This window comes from Mastigocoleus sp. MO_188.B34, assembly GCF_030065675.1.
In the GTDB taxonomy this organism is placed as follows: Bacteria; Cyanobacteriota; Cyanobacteriia; order Cyanobacteriales; family Nostocaceae; genus Mastigocoleus.
Genome location: NZ_JASJDK010000066.1, coordinates 14,299 through 30,526, shown reverse-complemented (window position 1 = coordinate 30,526; position 16,228 = coordinate 14,299). Strand labels below are relative to the sequence as shown.

Sequence of the window (16,228 nt, the reverse complement as noted above, 5' to 3'; positions counted from 1 at the left end):
TTTATATTCAAGTGCTTTGAATTTTAGTCTTACTTACAATTGTTACGAATAGATTTCTCAATTGAAGTAGAAAATAGTTGAACGCGTCAGTGGAGAGTGTTTACAGGTAGAGTAGAGAACTGTTCTAGCTCTCTTTACCTGTAATTTTATTCTTTAATTTAGAAGTGGAGAATTGAAAAGTGAATTCATACAATAACAGTATCATTACTGATAAATCTAAAATTAAGTCGGTACTTATTGAGTTAGATAAGCAAGTTATATCCTTTAACGTTGTTAATTTGAGGGGGACTATTATTGCAGTAGTAAAAAATATTTCTACTGACGAAGAAAATAATCTTTGTCTATTAGTTTCTCCGCTAAATAATTCTGGTACAAATCAGTTACGTTTAATGAGTAGTGATTGGGTACAACAAATCGGAATTAATAAAAATATACTAGTAGTGAATCTAAATAAATCAGACGTTGTTAACCTACCCGTAGTAAACCAGAGTGATATATATACAAACAGTTTAATATCAGATATCGATAATATAACATCATCAAAGCCAGTAAAAAATAACACAAACAAATCTCTTCAGGAATCCGAGTCGAAGGAAGTAAAAGTTTCCTTGCGTGAAGAACGTTTACTTGTTAAACGAGAACGGCGCAAAATTGGAGAAGTTATAATTAGAAAAAAAGTAGAAACTCATTTGGTACAAGTTCCGATACGACGAGAAATATTAATCATTGAACAAATAGATTCGCCAAATAGACAACTGACAGAAATAGATTTAGCGGAGTCAGAAGTACCTGGAGTTATAATAAATACTAGTGACAATGAAGATGTCAATTTTATTGTCAGAGGTGAATTAATTTCTTCTGAAATTGCGAGTGAAGTTTTAAGGGAAATTTCACTTCAACAAAAAGATGGTTGCAAAAAAGTATCTTTAGAAATTGAAGTTGAAAGTCACCAACAGCAAGCAAAGTATCAAGAAATTATTAACCGTTGGATCGCGAAGTAAGTTGTGTTTGTCTATGAGTTCAGTGAGAAAAGTTTAGTATCTGCTAGTACAACGATTGCATCACTGCTAATTCTAAATAAAAAGAAATAAACTTCAAGTCTTACCCTGTTCTAATGCTAAATGAGAAAATTGCAAGATGTAAAATGAAGAATTAATTAACTCAATGAGTTGGTGTATAACGTTATTTTTGATTTTTGCCCATAGCATTTAGTATTTTTTTATTTATAGCCAAGCTTAACGATAAAAATAAGTCCTATCAGGATAGTCAAAAGTAATAACCAAATTATAGACGCTACACGAGTTATCTTTTTGGCAATATTATTTTGCCACCATTCCTGTGGGCGAACATCTTGAATCCAAAAAGTTGCGATCGCAGCTAAGTTAAGGCAAACAATATTAGTTGAAACCAGTACTGTTGCTCCTAAAGCAGGAAACCATAAACCAGAACCAATTAAGATTCCCAAGACGACTAATGGCGGCAGTAAAGCTACCGAAACCATTACCCCAACTACAGCACTTTTTTCGCCGGTAGTAAAAGAAATTGCACCAGCCACACCGGAAGCAAAAGCAAGGGCGATATCGGATAAATCAACCCTCGTTCTCAAAGCAACTTCACTCATATTAGATAGGTCTACTGATACAAATATTCCCAAAAGTATTGAAAGAGCTAAAGCTATCAAAATCTGCATTAAACCGATAATAAGACTTTTTCTTCCTAAGGATATATCTCCCAAAGTAGTAGCTAATCCTAAAGCCATATTTGGTTTGAGTAAAGGTGCTACAACCATTGCTCCAATTACTATGACTTCGCTACCTCGGAGCAAGCCAATAGCTGCAATAATGGTAGAGAGGATAACTAAAAGAATTTCTGTCCTATTGAGACTGATACTTTGAGCGATGTCAAGATAAATTTCTTCCCGATAAATGCGAGAGGATTTTTGTCGTTCTACGTCTGGTTCTAGTTTTTCTGGTTCGGGTTGGGGAAGAGAAGCTTCAACAGGTAAAAGCAATAGCCGAAATCCATCCAAATCGCCAAATTTTTGTGCTAAACAATCAACAACCGGCTCTACTTGCCCTTCATGAAGCAATATTTTAAGTAATATTTGCTCTTCTGGTAATGATACATACCAACTTTTAACGAAAGGATGGGGTTCAAGAAATTCTCTTACCGACTGTTCCTGCGATTGTGGTAAAAATGCTTCAACTAAACGTAAGCTCATTTACTGATTTTTTATTACTAATTTACCATACTGCTTTAGAATCGTGACATCTAGCTGAAGTATATTAAACTCTAATTAGTAGAAAAAAACTTATGTGTAACTAATTTTTGATGCCTAATTATTCTCATCATTCTTAGTAAAGGTGAACAAGATCTAACTTAAAGAAAAATTCTTCATCCTTAAGATAGAGATACTGTTATACCTAAGTATTTAAGTTTAATCAAAAAAATATTCAGATAACTAGACAATATTGATTCCCTCGAAAGAAGTAATTATTTCTATTTAGTAATAAGATTAGAATACTGAAATATTTGAGAGAATAAAGGAATAAAAATGCCGAGAAAAGAAATAAATTAAATTGAAAAGCTAAATGCCCATTTATTCTGGAATACATGGAAAATGTAGATATTTCAAATTTTACACAAAGTCGTTTCCAGATATTTCATTTCCAGATATTTCATTTTCAGATATTTCATTTTCAGATAAATATAGCTTACGCAAAATGAATCTATTTCTTTCATTAGTTTAGCCACTACTGAAGCTTGTAGTGTTAGCGTGGCGCAGTCAAGAGCGTAGCTTTAATCATATAGCTTTGTTAGGTGCCAATTATACACTATGTTTTCCTCTTAATGACAAATCCTTATTAGGTAAGTCCTGATAAATATAGGTAAGAAAAATAAATAAGCTCTACAGTACAAAAATGATACAAGAATTTATAAGTTCGGGAATATTAAGTTCAGGAATATTAAGTTCGGGAATATTGAATTCAGGAATACTAAATTCGGGAATATGGTTGGGACAAGTCATTGTTCAACCCAGTACAGAAACTACTAGGGATGCTGCTTTTGTATTTAGTGGACCGCAATTTTTAGCAGCTTTAGTCACCGGGGTGGTGTTAGCATTTGCCTTTCAATTACTATTGACTAACCTTGGTGTTGCCTTAGGGATATCCTTAGCCGGTGCTTCTGGTTCCACAGATGATGATAGTAAAGAAGAATCTAATAATTTTGGTAGCACTATTCGTAAAATTAGTTTAGTGCTGGGTTTGGGAACACTGATTAGTGTTGCAATTTCTTTATTCATTGCTTGTAGTTTAGCAGTCAAGTTAAGTCTATTTGTTTCTCCTGTATCTGGAGCGATTGTAGGTTTAGTGATTTGGGGTACCTACTTTTCTTTGTTAGTTTGGGTAAGTTCGAGTACCGTCGGTTCTTTGATTGGTTCGGTAGTCAACACTGCGACATCAGGTTTCCAAGCAATTATGGGTACCGCAGCTGCAGCAATTGGTGTAAAAGCTACAAGCAAGCAAATGGTCGCAACTGCAGAATCCGCAGCAGCAGCAGTTCGTCACGAACTAGGTTTAGCATTCGACTCAACCACATTGAAGGAAAATGTTGAAGAATATTTAGAATCTGTACGTCCTCAATCTGTAGATTTGGAAAAAATCGCTGCAGATTTTGAGGAATTACTTGATGATGAAAATTTACAAGAAATTGTGAATAACGATCGCATCACCGATCTTAACCGCGATACCTTTGCAGAGTTAATTGGTAACCGTAGCGATCTATCTCAAAGAGATGTAAATCGTATTGCGGATAAATTAGATCAGGTATGGCAAAAAACAGCCAAGAAAATTCCTGTACGTCCAGATCGGATGATAGAATTTGTAGATTATCTTAAGTCAGCGACTCGGGAAGAGTTGATTGGTAATAGCTTTGCTAGGAAGTTAGATGATCTAGTTGCGGAAATGCGCAAGCGTCGTAAATCCCAAGAATCTCAGGATGGAATAATAGCTCAAGCTACCACAACAAGCTTTAATGGTTTAGCTGGTATCATTATGGGGCGGACAGATTTATCCGATCTCGATGTAGGGAATATTATTAGTAAATTGCAGCGAGTTGGGGAACAATTAGGGGAACAAACTGACAAGGTTGCAACAAAGGTTGGAATAAAAGAACCAATACCCCAAAGTACTGTTTGTGCAGATATTGAAAATTATCTCCTCAATGCTTATCCTTGGGAGTTAAAGCCTGAAAACTTAAATCTTGAGTTTCGGGACTTAATTTACGATCCAAGTGCCGATCCTGGTATTATTGCCAGGGATCTAAGACAAATCAATCGTGCTGACTTTGTTGATTGGCTCCAACAAAAAGGGATCTTAACTCAAGCTAAAATTCAAACAACCGCTAATCTATTAGAAGTAATTCGTTTAGAAATATTGGGAGTTGCAGAAGCCGCACAAGCTAGAGAAGCATCAATCACTGTATTTGCAGAAGCAGAAGATTATCTTCTCACCACCCCAAAAGCAGATTTTAGCCCAGAAAAAATCCAGTTAGAATTTAAAGAAGTTTTAGCAGATCCAGATGCAGATTACCAATGCTTAAGTAATCGTTTGGCTCAATTTGACCGTCCTACTTTAGAGCGGATTCTAGAACAGCGCAAAGATATGGACCGAGTGGAAATTTCTGCGATTGTAAACGAATTAGAAATTGCACAAAATACTGTTCTCAAAGAGGCTTCAGAAACCTTTGGAATAGCAAAAGCAAAAGCAGAAAAGCAATGGTATGAGGTTCAATCTTATTTACGAGAGACTGGTAAAACAGAACTTAACCCGATGGCGATCCAACGAGAACTAAAACTACTTTTAAATGATCCTCAAGCAGGTACAGCAGCATTAAGAGCTAGACTCGCTCAGTTTGATCGGGATACCTTAGTTCAATTACTCACTCAACGTAACGACCTAACTCCAGAGCAAGTTAATGAAATCATTGATAGTATAGAAGCTAATTGGACTAAGATGCGCTATACTCCCGAGCGCATTGCTAGTAAAGCATTAAAACAATACCAAGATGCAAAATCAGCAATCAGCGAATATCTTTACAGCACTGGGAAAGCAGAACTCAACCCAGAAGGAATCAAGCGAGATTTAACCTTATTATTAGATAACCCCAAGCTTGGTGCTGCAGCTATTAAACGGCGTTTAGCAGCTATGGACAGAGATACATTGGTAAAATTTCTGAGTCAAAGAGATGATTTAAGTGAGGAGCAGGTCAATCAAGTCATCAATGAGGTGCAAAATACCCTGCGTGAAGTTGCTAAAACACCTAAGAGAATTGCTCGTCGCGCTCAGTCGAAGATACAGGATTTTCAGGGTTTTATTTCCGAATATTTGCGTTCTACCGATAAAGAAGAACTTAACCCGGAAGGAATTAAACGGGATGTGCAATTGCTTATCAATGACCCCCGTGCAGGGATGGAAAGTTTGCAGGAGCGTCTAGCTCAATTCGACCGCTCCACTTTAGTTGCTTTACTCTCTCAGAGGGACGATTTATCAGAAGAAGAAGTAAAGCAAGTTATCGATCAAATCATATCTGTGCGAGATCAATTCCTAGCACAATTACAAAAGATTCAAGAACAGGTTCAAAGTGTAATTGATAATCTTCTAGAAAAAATCCGTAACTATCTTAACAGTTTAGATTGTCCAGAATTAGAATACGATCAGATCAAAAAGGATGTTCAAACCTTATTTGACGACCCCGAAGCGGGATTTGAAGCATTACGCGATCGCTTCTCTCAAATTGATCGAAATACCCTAATTGCTCTTATGGCTTCCCGAGACGATATCTCTAAAGCTGATGCTGAGAGGATTATTAGACAAATTGAAAGAACCCGCAATCGTGTTTTACAAAGAGCAGAACGGATTCAACAAGAAGCTCAACTGCGTTTAGAAAAAATTAAATTAGAAGCCAAAAAACAAGCACAAGAAACTCGTAAAGCTGCAGCAGTCGCTTCCTGGTGGTTATTCTGTACGGCTTTGATTTCTGCTGTTGCTGCTGCAACTGGGGGAGCTATTAGTGTTACTAGTTAAGTTATAATTGCAAATTTTTCCACTGAGGTCGCATCAACTCAGTTGCTATTAGAAAAATAGCAACTACTCGTTAAACACCACAAAATCTAAATTTAACAGTGGGTTAACCTACTGTTTTTTTATTTATGTAGAGAGCATATACGTATGGAATCCTAGCAAATCTAAAGAATATCGCTAAGTACTAAATTTAGCTCTTCAGAAATAACTCATATATAAACTACAGACAGATTATTCCTTTGGATAAATAGGCTTATCTTATAAATGGTGGATTTTGATTTTATATTAGGACTTATGTAACTGAAGTATTTAGAAATTCTAGTCAGAAATTTATTCCTTAATTAGCGTATTAAAATATCAACTACAAGCTTTATATTTGGTATTTTATTATGACGCTTGATTGCATAAATTCTGTACATAATAATTCACTGATTAAATATCAACCATGAAAAACACCATAAGCACAGAATTAATAAATCCCAAATTAGAAGCAATTGGTAAAATCTTACAGATAGTTGGTTGGGTAAGTATTTGGATGCAGTTAGGGTTAGGAGGAACTTCTATTTTTCTGTTAATCCTAACAATATCTGGAAGAAAATTTAGTCGCACAGTGACACCTAATTCTCAGATTACAAGTTTTACTCAAGGAACACTTCCAGGAATTAGTATGAGTATTTTCTGGGCTGTTTTAGGAATATTACTACTTTTATTTGGCTGCTATGTTGGATTACGTATTGCTCGCTATGGACGTAGATTAAGAAGCCCACAACCAGATCTACATCCATCAAAAGCCGAGGTCATGCAAATCTTAAGATTAGGTGCAATCTTAGGCTTCGCAGGTATGTTAATTTTTATCATTGGTAGCTTATCTGGCTTAGGTGTATTGCTCGCAAAATCAATTTCTCAGCCCCAAGGAGTGACTATTTACAATCCTACGCGTATTATTCGTTCGCTAGATGTTTTTATTAACGTATGTAATGTTACTGGTATAGCAGCACATTTTGTTGGTACTACTGCATCTGCTGGATTATTTATTTGGTTGCATCCAGAGTTATAATAATTTTCCAATAGTTATGATTAATTAGGCAGTTCTTGAAATATGATTTACTCCATTGGAATAAATACCTTATGTTTATAAGACCTTAAATTGAGCAGTAAACTAATAACTATAAACTCAGTTCAAGTTTTGTTCACGCACGCGCTTGTGCGGATGATTCTTAACGAGCGTGCCATTCGCCTCAGGCTCCTCTGTTTTAGCTAAGATTGTGCTATTTTGTGGAATGAATGCATATTAAAATTTGTAAATTTTGTTCGCCAAGCTATACATTATTTATACGAAAATTTGTACAATACGAGAGATGTAAAGGAGTAGAGCCTGAAAGCTTTATTTAGTATAGGTTGCACTTATTAGAGGTGAGATTATAATAAAGTAAGATATAAAGATATTATATCTCTTATAAAGTATGCTCGGGTTACTTTAGAGAAGAAATGAAGTACTTAAAATTTTAGTTTCTAATCTGTTTTTGAGGATGGTTTCAATTTTTCTAAATACCAGATATTCTTCCTTTTTTTCCATAAAGTCTATCTAATACTCGTTTTACAGAAACGGGTTGCCATTGCTTTCCTCGTTTAGTTGTGTATCCCTGTAGGTTAAGCCAGTTAGCGATTTGGGGTAGAGATTTTCCAGATTTATGATGGCGGCGAATTAATTCAATAATTTGCTGTTCTTGAGAATTTTCCACCAGTTCGCCATTTACAGATTTTTTCCCAAAAGGAGGCGAACCATATCCAGCATAACCACCTCTAGCTGCTTTAGCTTGCCTTGCTTGGTTAAGTTTTTCCCATAAATAATTATCGTTTTCCTTATTAGCTGCCATTATTTTGTTTGCTTACTTGTCTTATGAAGACATATTACATCAGGTTACAACAATTCGAGCTTATCAATTAATAAGAAGTGTTATTTAAAACCTGTCAATAAAAATACCCATATATTTAATTCAAATAAGGAGTTATCAGATGGATGCAGTTGAATATATCAAAGAAGCCGAATTCGATACACTTTCTAGCAGCGACGGTGTGTTTGTTGTTGACTTTACTGCAACTTGGTGTGGACCTTGCAAAATGATTGCTCCGATGATGGATAGATTAGCTCAAGAATATGAGGAGCGTGTAAAGGTAGCTAAAGTAGACCTTGATGAGAATCCGAGTCTCGCCAAAAGATTGGGAATCCGCAGTATTCCGGTAGTCATGATTTATAAAGATGGAAGCTGCATAGAAAAGGTTGTTGGAGTCGTTCCCTATGAAAAATTCAAAACAATCGTGACTGAATTACTTTGAGACACGAGAAGCAAAAGAAATAGTTATCGCTTTACGAGTAAAGGTAAGAGAAGAAAAGGTTATGAAAGCAGAAGACATAATGACTAAAGAAGTTGTTACCGTACGTGGCTCTGCAACTGTCGCCGAAGCTGTGAAACTAATGAAAGAGAAAGGACTTCGCTCTTTAGTTGTGGAACTGCGTAATAAAAATGACCCGTACGGTATGGTGACTGAAACCGATATTATTTACAAAGTTGCTGCACATGGTAAAGACCCCAAACAAATGCGAGTTTATGAAATCATGAGTAAACCTTGTATTGTAGTTAACCCCGAATTGGGTGTGGAATATGTAGCCAGGTTGTTTGCAAATACTCGTATCCGTCGCGCTCCGGTAATTAAAGGCAAACTATTGGGGGTAATATCAATTACAGATATTTTAAGTAAAAGTGATTTTGTAGAGAAACCAAAAAGTAATTTTGAGCTTTACTGTGAAGAGTATCCCGATGCTCCTGAAGCCAGAATATATGAAGATTAAGTTGTGATCGCAGAAGTAAATTTTGTCAGCAAGTATGGTTGCGGGGCTGAAATTATTTAGTTAAATTGGGGCTGAAATTATTTAGTTAAATTATTTTCACAAAAGAAGATTCCAAAAAAAATCCCAAAAAAAGAAAAATTATCACTTTAACTCCCAGGATTATGATGAAAGCAGAAGAAATAATGACCAAAGAAGTTGTTACCATTCGTGGTTCTGCAACTGTTGCAGAAGCTGTAAAACTAATGAAAGATAAAGGTTTGCGAGCTTTAATTGTAGAACCTCGAACACAAGACGACCCCTATGGAATGGTAACTGAAACAGATATTATTTATAAGGTTGCTGCATATGGTAAAGACCCCAAACAAATGCGGGTATATGAGATCATGACCAAACCCTGTATTGTGGTTAATCCCGAACTAGGTGTGGAATATGTAGCCAGATTGTTTGCAAATACTCGCATCCGTCGCGCTCCAGTAATTAAAGGTGGTTTGCTAGGTATTATTTCAATTAGTGATATTCTCAATAAAAGTGATTTTGTTGAGAAGCCTACAGATATGTTTCTTGAGGATCGCATCGAAGCAGCCCGTGACGATGCTCGTGCTATCTGTGCAGAAAAAGGTGATACTTCTCGGGAATGTGCTGCAGCATGGGACGTAGTGGAAGAATTGCAAGCAGAATCATCACGTCAGCGATCGCAAAAAAAACTTAGTTCTTTCCAAGCATACTGTGAAGAAAATCCCGGCGCGGAAGAATGTCGGATATATGAAGATTAAACAATATGCAAGTGTACTATAGTATGTCTTTTTACCAATAGTTTGCCATTACTTACTCGGTACAATTTAAAAGCAAACAAAATATTTTGGGAATTCTAGCTGTACTAGCGACGGATCCGCTACCTTACGGATCCGCTTTCGTTGCATAAATCCTAAAAATTATATAATGATTTAAAACAATATATTCGTAACTAAACGGTAAAATATTTTGGTTGTTTAACTCATCTTATTCCAGATTTGGCGATCGCCCATGAAAGGACTTTGGTTGGAAAATAATCACCTGCAATTACGTACCGATATCCCCATTCCCGAACCGCCAGAGGGCGAAGCTTTGGTAAAAGTTTTAGCAGCCGGTATTTGTAATACCGATTTAGAATTAATTAGAGGTTACTATCCTTACACCGGTATTTTAGGACATGAATTTGTCGGTTTAGTCGAACAAGGTCCAGACAATCTTGTAAATCGGCGTGTGGTTGGAGAGATTAATGCTGCTTGTGGAGAATGTCGCTTTTGTCGTAGCGGACAACCCACTCACTGCGAGAACCGTAGCGTACTTGGTATCGTAAATCGTAATGGAGCTTTTGCAGAGTATCTTTGTTTGCCAATCAAAAATCTGTATCCAGTACCGGATCGCGTACCTACAGAAGTCGCAACCTTCACAGAACCCCTAGCTGCAGCACTGGAAATTCAGGAGCAAGTAACTTTAGGAACAGATCGTCGAGTATTGGTGGTTGGAGATGGGAAACTAGGTCAATTAGTTGCCCAAACTATTGCTTTAACAGGTTGTGAACTTTTAGTTGTCGGTCGTCACAGCAAAAAACTTGCAAATTTAGAAGCTAGAGGAATTAAGACAGGTTTTAAGGATATAGTGCAAAATGGATATTTTGATATTTCTGTAGAATGTACCGGTAATAGTGCTGGATTTGAGATTGCTAGACGTGCTTTGCGACCCCGTGGAACATTAGTTCTCAAGAGCACATATGCAGGTAAGTTAAGTTTAGATGCTTCTTCCTTGGTAGTTGATGAAATTACTTTGATTGGTTCCCGTTGCGGTCCATTTTCACCCGCATTGGAATTATTAGCTCAACAAAAAGTCGATGTCAAACCATTAATAGAAGCTCATTATCCAATAGAAGAAGGAATTGCAGCCTTTGAGAAAGCTCAAACGAAAGGTGTTTTAAAGGTTTTATTGGAAATGGGAAGTGGCAATAAGTAATGTCAATATCCAGTAATCACAAATACTCCTGTAAAAATTCATAGGGGTCTTCATCCCAGCTAGGTTCGGGTACCATTAAGCTTAAAGTGTTATTTATGTCGGCTTCGATTTCAGTACAATCTAACTGGTCGAATAAAGTAGCCAAAGCTTTGAAGTCACGTTCTCTGAGAGGCATTAGCGGTGGAGCGTGTACCTCTCCCGTGCGAGAATTTTTGTAGATAATTTGACTTAATTTTAAGTCTCTTTCATTGCTCACGGCGTTTAAATAAAGCGTTTTAGTAAAATAATTTAAATTTGAATTTAAATTTGAATTTTAGTTTTAATACAATCGCTAACGTTGGATAAATTGAATTAGGACTTACGCAACCGGCACATTTTTCTTGTAGGGTGCGTGACACAAGCGAGTTAACCTGAACGTATTAGTAAGGTTTTGAGTGTCACGCACCACTGGTATATTGTGACAATTGCGTAAGTCCTGTGAATCTTCGGGAAGTCTAATTTTAATGGTTTTTAGGTAAAGGTGTTTTTTATATGATTCCCAGACAAGAGGTAATTTGAGCTATCCTGCAAATGAATAGCATAAGTAAGTACAGGATCTACCGTACCCATTAAATTTTTTCACGCTCAATTTCTTAAGACCGGAAGTATTTAGATTTAGATCGATATTTACCAAAAATTTATAGCAGAATATGACCTGGGCTTACGTTACGCTAACACATTAGCTTCATTCTTAAGGAATACGTGCAAGCTACGAACAGTAAATCCCGATTAACTTTTATCCTTAGCCTCAATTTCAATTATTTCCAAATCAAATACTTGGGCAAACATATTTGCAATAAGAGGGCGTACTTGAGAAACTGTAATATCAGGAATCCATTGAACTAGGGAACCAATCGGTTTATCAGAAATTCCACAAGGAACTATTTGCTTAAAACCACTCAGATCTGGACACACGTTTAAAGCAAAACCATGCATGGTAATCCAACGGCTAACTTTAATTCCAATTGCTGCAACTTTATATCCATCTACCCAAACGCCAGTTAAAGAAGGAACGCGTTCTGCTGGTAAGCCATAAGTAGATAAGACGCGAATTAATACTTCTTCTAGTTGTCGTAAGTACCAGTGGAGGTCTTTACGATGTCGTTGCAAATTTAAAATTGGATACCCCACTAACTGACCCAGACAATGATACGTAACTTCACCACCACGTTCAACCCGGTAGATACTATGAGAATTATGTTGAGAATTATATTGTAAATCTTCTTGAGAAACAGGTTGGGTATTATCTTGAATTTTGCCCGGATCGAATTTGAGAAAGTCTAAACTACCTCCCTGTCCCAAAGTATAAACTGGTGGGTGCTCCAACAAAATTAGTACATCATCTAAACTAGGATCCTGAATACGAGCGGCAACAAGTTCCTTCTGCCATTTATGAGCATCCCCATAAAGCAGTACTCCTTGGTTATATAAGAAACATTGATTTCGGGAGTGAGTCATAAGCTGAATTGATAGTTAGCAAACAATTTTCAGGTTTCAGTGAGGTTTATTACATTTTTGTGAACAAAGAATGTCAAGCAATGCAAAGGATTTTAAAGGAAAGTCAAGGGAATTAGTTTTGGAAGTAACATAGTGCTACCTTAAAGATATAAGTTAGATGATTTCAGGAGGAATACTCTGTAGAGTAAAAGTGTAGTAGCAAAAAGTACATGAATTAATTTGTTTCCCAACAGTTCGTAATCATTTATTGACACATAATACAAAAGCAAGAAGCGTAAATTTTTGGGGGTTACATTGAGAAGTCAGGAAAAACATTCTGCTTGTGAGAGAGAGCTTTTAATGTGTACATCGTTGTACATAAAGTCTGTTTTCTTCTGGCTGTGACTAGTGCATATATATTGAGTTACGAAGAGTTACGCTTACTTATAATTTTTTGTTTTATTGAGTTATTATCTGGTTATGCACATTAACAACAAGTTAAATTCATAAGGACAGATTCTAACCGAAGAATTCAAAAAAACAGACGAATTCAAATAGAAGTTCTTAATTTGAGCGGCAGAGAGTAAGAATCGCCGCGACTCCTTCCGATAAGTAAAAAATACACGTAAATAAAGTGGGAGAGTTTGCATGAAGCTTGTCATCCACGGGAAAAATATTGAAATTACCGATGCAATTCGCGACTACGTCAATCAGAAGATAGAAAAGGCAGTCAATCATTTTCAGAATATTACAAATCAGGTGGATATTCACCTCAGCGTAGCTCGTAATCCCCGAATAAATCCTAATCAGTCGGCGGAAGTAACGGTTTTTGCAAATGGCAATGTAATTCGTGCAGAAGAAAGTAGCGAGAATTTATATGCCAGTATTGATTTGGTTGCAGATAAAATAACTCGACAATTACGTAAATATAAAGAAAGACGCCAGAGCAAAAAAAACAACAGCACCTCCACAAATGAAGTTTACGTAACCGAAGAAGCTGTAATTACAGACTTAATCGGGAATCGTACTCCGGAGTTACCAAAAGAAGTTGTGCGCACGAAGTATTTTGCTATGCCACCAATGACTGTGAAAGAAGCACTAGAGCAGTTACAAATGGTGGGGCATGATTTTTATATGTTCCTAAATATCGAAACAAACGAAATTAATGTAATTTACGAACGCAATCATGGAGGTTATGGAGTAATTCAACCCCGTGGTAAGGCTAATACCAACGGTAGTGGAAAAGTTCATGCTAATAGTCATACCAACGGTCACAGCCAAAATGTTAATACTAATGTTGTGATGCCCAAAAGAAATTAGCGGACAAGCAAGTAGAAATGTGTTTGAATAGTTAGTCTCGGGCAGACATAAATTGTTTGTCAAATTAAGTATCTCATAGAGCAAGGTGTTAGTGGCTGGCATAATCTACCTTAGGTATATGATTAGCAATAACTGCCGCTATCACCTCTCAAAAATGTTTTATTCTCCCATTCCTCCACTCAAGCCCCTGCCATGTTAGGTGTGGGTTTGTTCTTTGTTAAGTTTATTTTTTCTATTTTTTGAATCGCCAATACAAAACGAACAGAAAACAGTTAAACGAATACCCCGTTACCTTTGGGGATAGTAACGGGGCTATTTGGGGGTGGTTTGCTCTTACTTGAGTATGGGAAGTCTACATGGTGTGACTATAAGAACTGTGTGAACCTCATTTTGGGTTGTTTCATTTTCGGGAGTACCGGAAAACGACACCACCCCAATAGGATTATGAATGATGTTTGTAACTCTGAATCCAATATTTTGATGTATCCAGTGTCTTAATTCATCATTCAAGATCCCAAAAATCGGATACATAATAGTTTCTCCTATTTTGGGCATTTCTTCAGTTTGAATGTACCTTTCCTTGATTGCACGCGCATCAAAAGCTTCTTCTGCTGGTACACCACGATCGACCAGCAGCAATTCTAAATCTTCAGCATTAAATGACAGCACAAATTTAACCATTATGGTATGTCCCTCGAATTTGCAACCAAGTGTGAACTGTAAACATAGAATTTAAAACTATCTGATGTTCCTAAATATATTGCTAATGCAGGAATCTAATGATTGCTGTATGACAACACTTTTTTGTATTAGCGAAGTAATTAATCAGCTTAGCATTCCGCTATCAAAATTTTCACTGAAAAATAATAACCTCAGAAATTTGAACTGAGATCAAGATTTTAAGTAACGTCGTCGTAATTTTTCTACAATGGTTTTTTCTTCAGAGGATAAATTCTCATCAAATAATAATTGATATATTAGTGGCAATCCCAAATCTAATTTTTCTAGCAGGTCGCATTGCATAAACACATCTTCTGGTGCACCTTCCAGAACTAACTTTCCTCCACCCATCACAAAAATCCAATCAGCCCACCGAGCGACTAGATCTAGATCGTGGGTAGCCATCAACAAAGTTGTACCATTCCCATGGATTCTTTTAAGAATTTTTGTCAATTTACGAGTATGCTTGACATCCAAATATGCAGTGGGTTCATCTAACAACAAAAGTTGGGGTTCTAACACCATAACATCGGCTATAGAAATTCGTTTTTTTTGTCCCAAGCTGAGATGATGCAATGGTCTTTGAGCTAAATCTTCCAAGTCAAACTCTGTTAGTGCTTGCTCGACTCGTGACTGAATGTCTTTGTTAGGTAGGTTTAAATTACACAAACCATAGGAAATATCTTCTTCAACGGTGGAAGCAACGAGTTGCTGTTCGGGATCTTGAAAAACCAATCCAACTTTTTGTCGCAGTTTACTGAGATAATTGCGGTTGTAGCGTAAAATTTCTCCGCACCAACGTATGGTTCCAGCATTAGGTTTGTACAAACCATTTGCGAGCAAGAATAAAGTTGTTTTACCACAACCATTTTGACCTATAAGAGCACACTTTTTACCAGATGGAATTTTGAGTGTAATACCATTTAGAGAAGATTGCTGTGCGCCGGGATAAGTGTAATATACCTGCTCAAATTCAAGTAAATATTCTTGCATGTAGCCACAATTCTAATCCAATTAATACTAGACACCCACAAATTGCTTCTACGGTATATCGTCTGGATGAACGATAGCGTTGGGGAGACCACACCCGAAATTCTCCTGCAAAACCCCGCGTTTCTAATCCCAAAGAAAATTGACTGTATTTTTGTAAAGTTCGCTTTAATAATTGACTAATCAGTAAGGCTAAGCTTTTCATGCTAGTACGCCAATTACGATAACCACCACGGGACTTTTGCGCCCTTAATAATTCATTGGCTACATACAACAAAATAAAAATAAATCGATACATTAATAACAATATTTCAGTCAAAAGTACGGGAAACTTGAATCGACGCAGCGTGTGCAAAATCTCCGTAAATGGAACAGTTAACATCAAAAAATATAGACAAGAAACAGAGGCGATCGCTCTGGTAAAAATTAACGTCGCTTGGTGAATTCCACTACGACTGATATAAATATAGTAAGAATGCAACCTTAAACTCTGCCAAGAATCGCCTTGAACTTGGGAAAAATCACTCAGAGAAACACCATTGAGTATTAATGCAGGTAAACTCGTAAGCCAGAAAAAACCGGCAAATATTAATACTCGTAGGTAAATTCCTGCAGGAATTCTGGCATAAAAAACAGTCCAAACACTCATCCACAGAGTAAGTAAAATTTGTACCGGTGGATGACTGCATAGGGAAATCACCAGAGTTGCGATCGCAAAAATCAGCTTGTGTTCCGGTGGTAATTTTCGCAGACGGTTAGTGTAAGCTAAGGTATCTAGTTGCAAACTCATGGGGAATGC

General features: G+C 36.7%; 15 protein-coding genes. 8 read left to right on the top strand and 7 right to left on the bottom strand.

The features are described from left to right. Positions 1-179 precede the first annotated feature (179 nt). Positions 180-1,001 (top strand): DUF2382 domain-containing protein, encoded by an 822-nt coding sequence (locus tag QNJ50_RS16340; RefSeq protein WP_300637067.1) that lies wholly within the window; start codon positions 180-182, stop codon positions 999-1,001. A gap of 218 nt (positions 1,002-1,219) precedes the next feature. Here the strand turns inward: QNJ50_RS16340 and QNJ50_RS16335 are convergent, their stop codons facing one another. Further along, on the bottom strand, positions 1,220-2,221 hold the full coding sequence (locus QNJ50_RS16335) for a TIGR00341 family protein (protein ID WP_300637064.1): 1,002 nt from the start codon (positions 2,219-2,221) through the stop codon (positions 1,220-1,222). 700 nt (positions 2,222-2,921) lie between these two features. Between QNJ50_RS16335 and QNJ50_RS16330 the strand changes: the two genes are divergently transcribed. Both QNJ50_RS16330 and QNJ50_RS16325 read left to right on the top strand, forming a co-directional pair. Then, positions 2,922-6,086, top strand: a complete 3,165-nt coding sequence (locus tag QNJ50_RS16330; RefSeq protein WP_300637062.1) for an MFS transporter — start codon at positions 2,922-2,924, stop codon at positions 6,084-6,086. A 442-nt stretch (positions 6,087-6,528) separates the two neighbouring features. Further along, positions 6,529-7,140, top strand: a complete 612-nt coding sequence (locus tag QNJ50_RS16325) for a DUF3611 family protein (RefSeq protein WP_300637060.1) — start codon at positions 6,529-6,531, stop codon at positions 7,138-7,140. A gap of 487 nt (positions 7,141-7,627) precedes the next feature. Here QNJ50_RS16325 and QNJ50_RS16320 read toward each other — a convergent pair whose 3' ends face one another. Continuing rightward, on the bottom strand, positions 7,628-7,960 hold the full coding sequence (locus QNJ50_RS16320; RefSeq protein WP_300637058.1) for a recombinase family protein: 333 nt from the start codon (positions 7,958-7,960) through the stop codon (positions 7,628-7,630). A gap of 139 nt (positions 7,961-8,099) precedes the next feature. On the opposite strand from QNJ50_RS16320, the gene trxA reads away from it, so the two are divergent. The 4 genes from trxA to QNJ50_RS16300 all read left to right on the top strand — a co-directional run bounded on the left by trxA (position 8,100) and on the right by QNJ50_RS16300 (position 10,923). Next, positions 8,100-8,420 carry a thioredoxin gene (gene trxA / locus QNJ50_RS16315; protein WP_300637056.1) on the top strand — a complete coding sequence of 107 codons (321 nt, stop codon included), beginning with the start codon at positions 8,100-8,102 and terminating at the stop codon, positions 8,418-8,420. Positions 8,421-8,481: 61 nt separating this feature from the next. After that, positions 8,482-8,934: a CBS domain-containing protein gene (locus tag QNJ50_RS16310; protein ID WP_300637054.1), complete on the top strand. Its 453-nt coding sequence runs from the start codon at positions 8,482-8,484 to the stop codon at positions 8,932-8,934. A 161-nt stretch (positions 8,935-9,095) separates the two neighbouring features. Beyond that, complete coding sequence (locus QNJ50_RS16305; protein ID WP_300637051.1) at positions 9,096-9,707, top strand: CBS domain-containing protein; 612 nt, start codon at positions 9,096-9,098, stop codon at positions 9,705-9,707. Positions 9,708-9,957: 250 nt separating this feature from the next. Then, positions 9,958-10,923: an alcohol dehydrogenase catalytic domain-containing protein gene (locus QNJ50_RS16300; RefSeq protein ID WP_300637049.1), complete on the top strand. Its 966-nt coding sequence runs from the start codon at positions 9,958-9,960 to the stop codon at positions 10,921-10,923. Between the two features lie 16 nt (positions 10,924-10,939). Here QNJ50_RS16300 and QNJ50_RS16295 read toward each other — a convergent pair whose 3' ends face one another. Together QNJ50_RS16295 and lipB are read right to left on the bottom strand one after the other, a co-directional pair. Beyond that, positions 10,940-11,179 carry a hypothetical protein gene (locus QNJ50_RS16295; RefSeq protein WP_300637047.1) on the bottom strand — a complete coding sequence of 80 codons (240 nt, stop codon included), beginning with the start codon at positions 11,177-11,179 and terminating at the stop codon, positions 10,940-10,942. A 512-nt stretch (positions 11,180-11,691) separates the two neighbouring features. Then, the gene (lipB, locus tag QNJ50_RS16290) at positions 11,692-12,420 is read right to left on the bottom strand and encodes a lipoyl(octanoyl) transferase LipB (RefSeq protein WP_300637045.1); all 729 of its coding nucleotides are present in this window, start codon (positions 12,418-12,420) and stop codon (positions 11,692-11,694) included. Between the two features lie 627 nt (positions 12,421-13,047). Here lipB and raiA point away from each other — a divergent pair. Further along, positions 13,048-13,719, top strand: coding sequence for a ribosome-associated translation inhibitor RaiA (gene raiA, locus QNJ50_RS16285; RefSeq protein WP_300637043.1), 672 nt, complete (start codon positions 13,048-13,050; stop codon positions 13,717-13,719). A gap of 333 nt (positions 13,720-14,052) precedes the next feature. Here the strand turns inward: raiA and QNJ50_RS16280 are convergent, their stop codons facing one another. The 3 genes from QNJ50_RS16280 to cbiQ form a co-directional block, all read right to left on the bottom strand. Continuing rightward, positions 14,053-14,388: a hypothetical protein gene (locus tag QNJ50_RS16280; RefSeq protein ID WP_300637041.1), complete on the bottom strand. Its 336-nt coding sequence runs from the start codon at positions 14,386-14,388 to the stop codon at positions 14,053-14,055. A 222-nt stretch (positions 14,389-14,610) separates the two neighbouring features. Beyond that, a complete protein-coding gene (locus QNJ50_RS16275) occupies positions 14,611-15,432 on the bottom strand; it encodes an ABC transporter ATP-binding protein (RefSeq protein ID WP_300637039.1) in 822 nt (273 codons plus the stop codon). Beyond that, entirely contained in the window at positions 15,413-16,219 is an 807-nt protein-coding gene (gene cbiQ, locus QNJ50_RS16270) for a cobalt ECF transporter T component CbiQ (RefSeq protein ID WP_300637037.1), read from the bottom strand. Before cbiQ ends, QNJ50_RS16275 begins: the two co-directional genes overlap by 20 nt. Positions 16,220-16,228: the final 9 nt, after the last annotated feature.

Excerpts from the sequence above, each read along its gene's own strand:
- lipB (WP_300637045.1), bottom strand. The coding sequence starts at position 12,420 with ATGACTCACTCCCGAAATCAATGTTTCTTATATAACCAAGGAGTACTG.
- QNJ50_RS16325 (WP_300637060.1), top strand. The coding sequence starts at position 6,529 with ATGAAAAACACCATAAGCACAGAATTAATAAATCCCAAATTAGAAGCA.
- QNJ50_RS16320 (WP_300637058.1), bottom strand. The coding sequence starts at position 7,960 with ATGGCAGCTAATAAGGAAAACGATAATTATTTATGGGAAAAACTTAAC.
- QNJ50_RS16305 (WP_300637051.1), top strand. The coding sequence starts at position 9,096 with ATGATGAAAGCAGAAGAAATAATGACCAAAGAAGTTGTTACCATTCGT.
- raiA (WP_300637043.1), top strand. The coding sequence starts at position 13,048 with ATGAAGCTTGTCATCCACGGGAAAAATATTGAAATTACCGATGCAATT.
- QNJ50_RS16275 (WP_300637039.1), bottom strand. The coding sequence starts at position 15,432 with ATGCAAGAATATTTACTTGAATTTGAGCAGGTATATTACACTTATCCC.
- cbiQ (WP_300637037.1), bottom strand. The coding sequence starts at position 16,219 with ATGAGTTTGCAACTAGATACCTTAGCTTACACTAACCGTCTGCGAAAA.
- trxA (WP_300637056.1), top strand. The coding sequence starts at position 8,100 with ATGGATGCAGTTGAATATATCAAAGAAGCCGAATTCGATACACTTTCT.
- QNJ50_RS16300 (WP_300637049.1), top strand. The coding sequence starts at position 9,958 with ATGAAAGGACTTTGGTTGGAAAATAATCACCTGCAATTACGTACCGAT.
- QNJ50_RS16330 (WP_300637062.1), top strand. The coding sequence starts at position 2,922 with ATGATACAAGAATTTATAAGTTCGGGAATATTAAGTTCAGGAATATTA.
- QNJ50_RS16335 (WP_300637064.1), bottom strand. The coding sequence starts at position 2,221 with ATGAGCTTACGTTTAGTTGAAGCATTTTTACCACAATCGCAGGAACAG.
- QNJ50_RS16310 (WP_300637054.1), top strand. The coding sequence starts at position 8,482 with ATGAAAGCAGAAGACATAATGACTAAAGAAGTTGTTACCGTACGTGGC.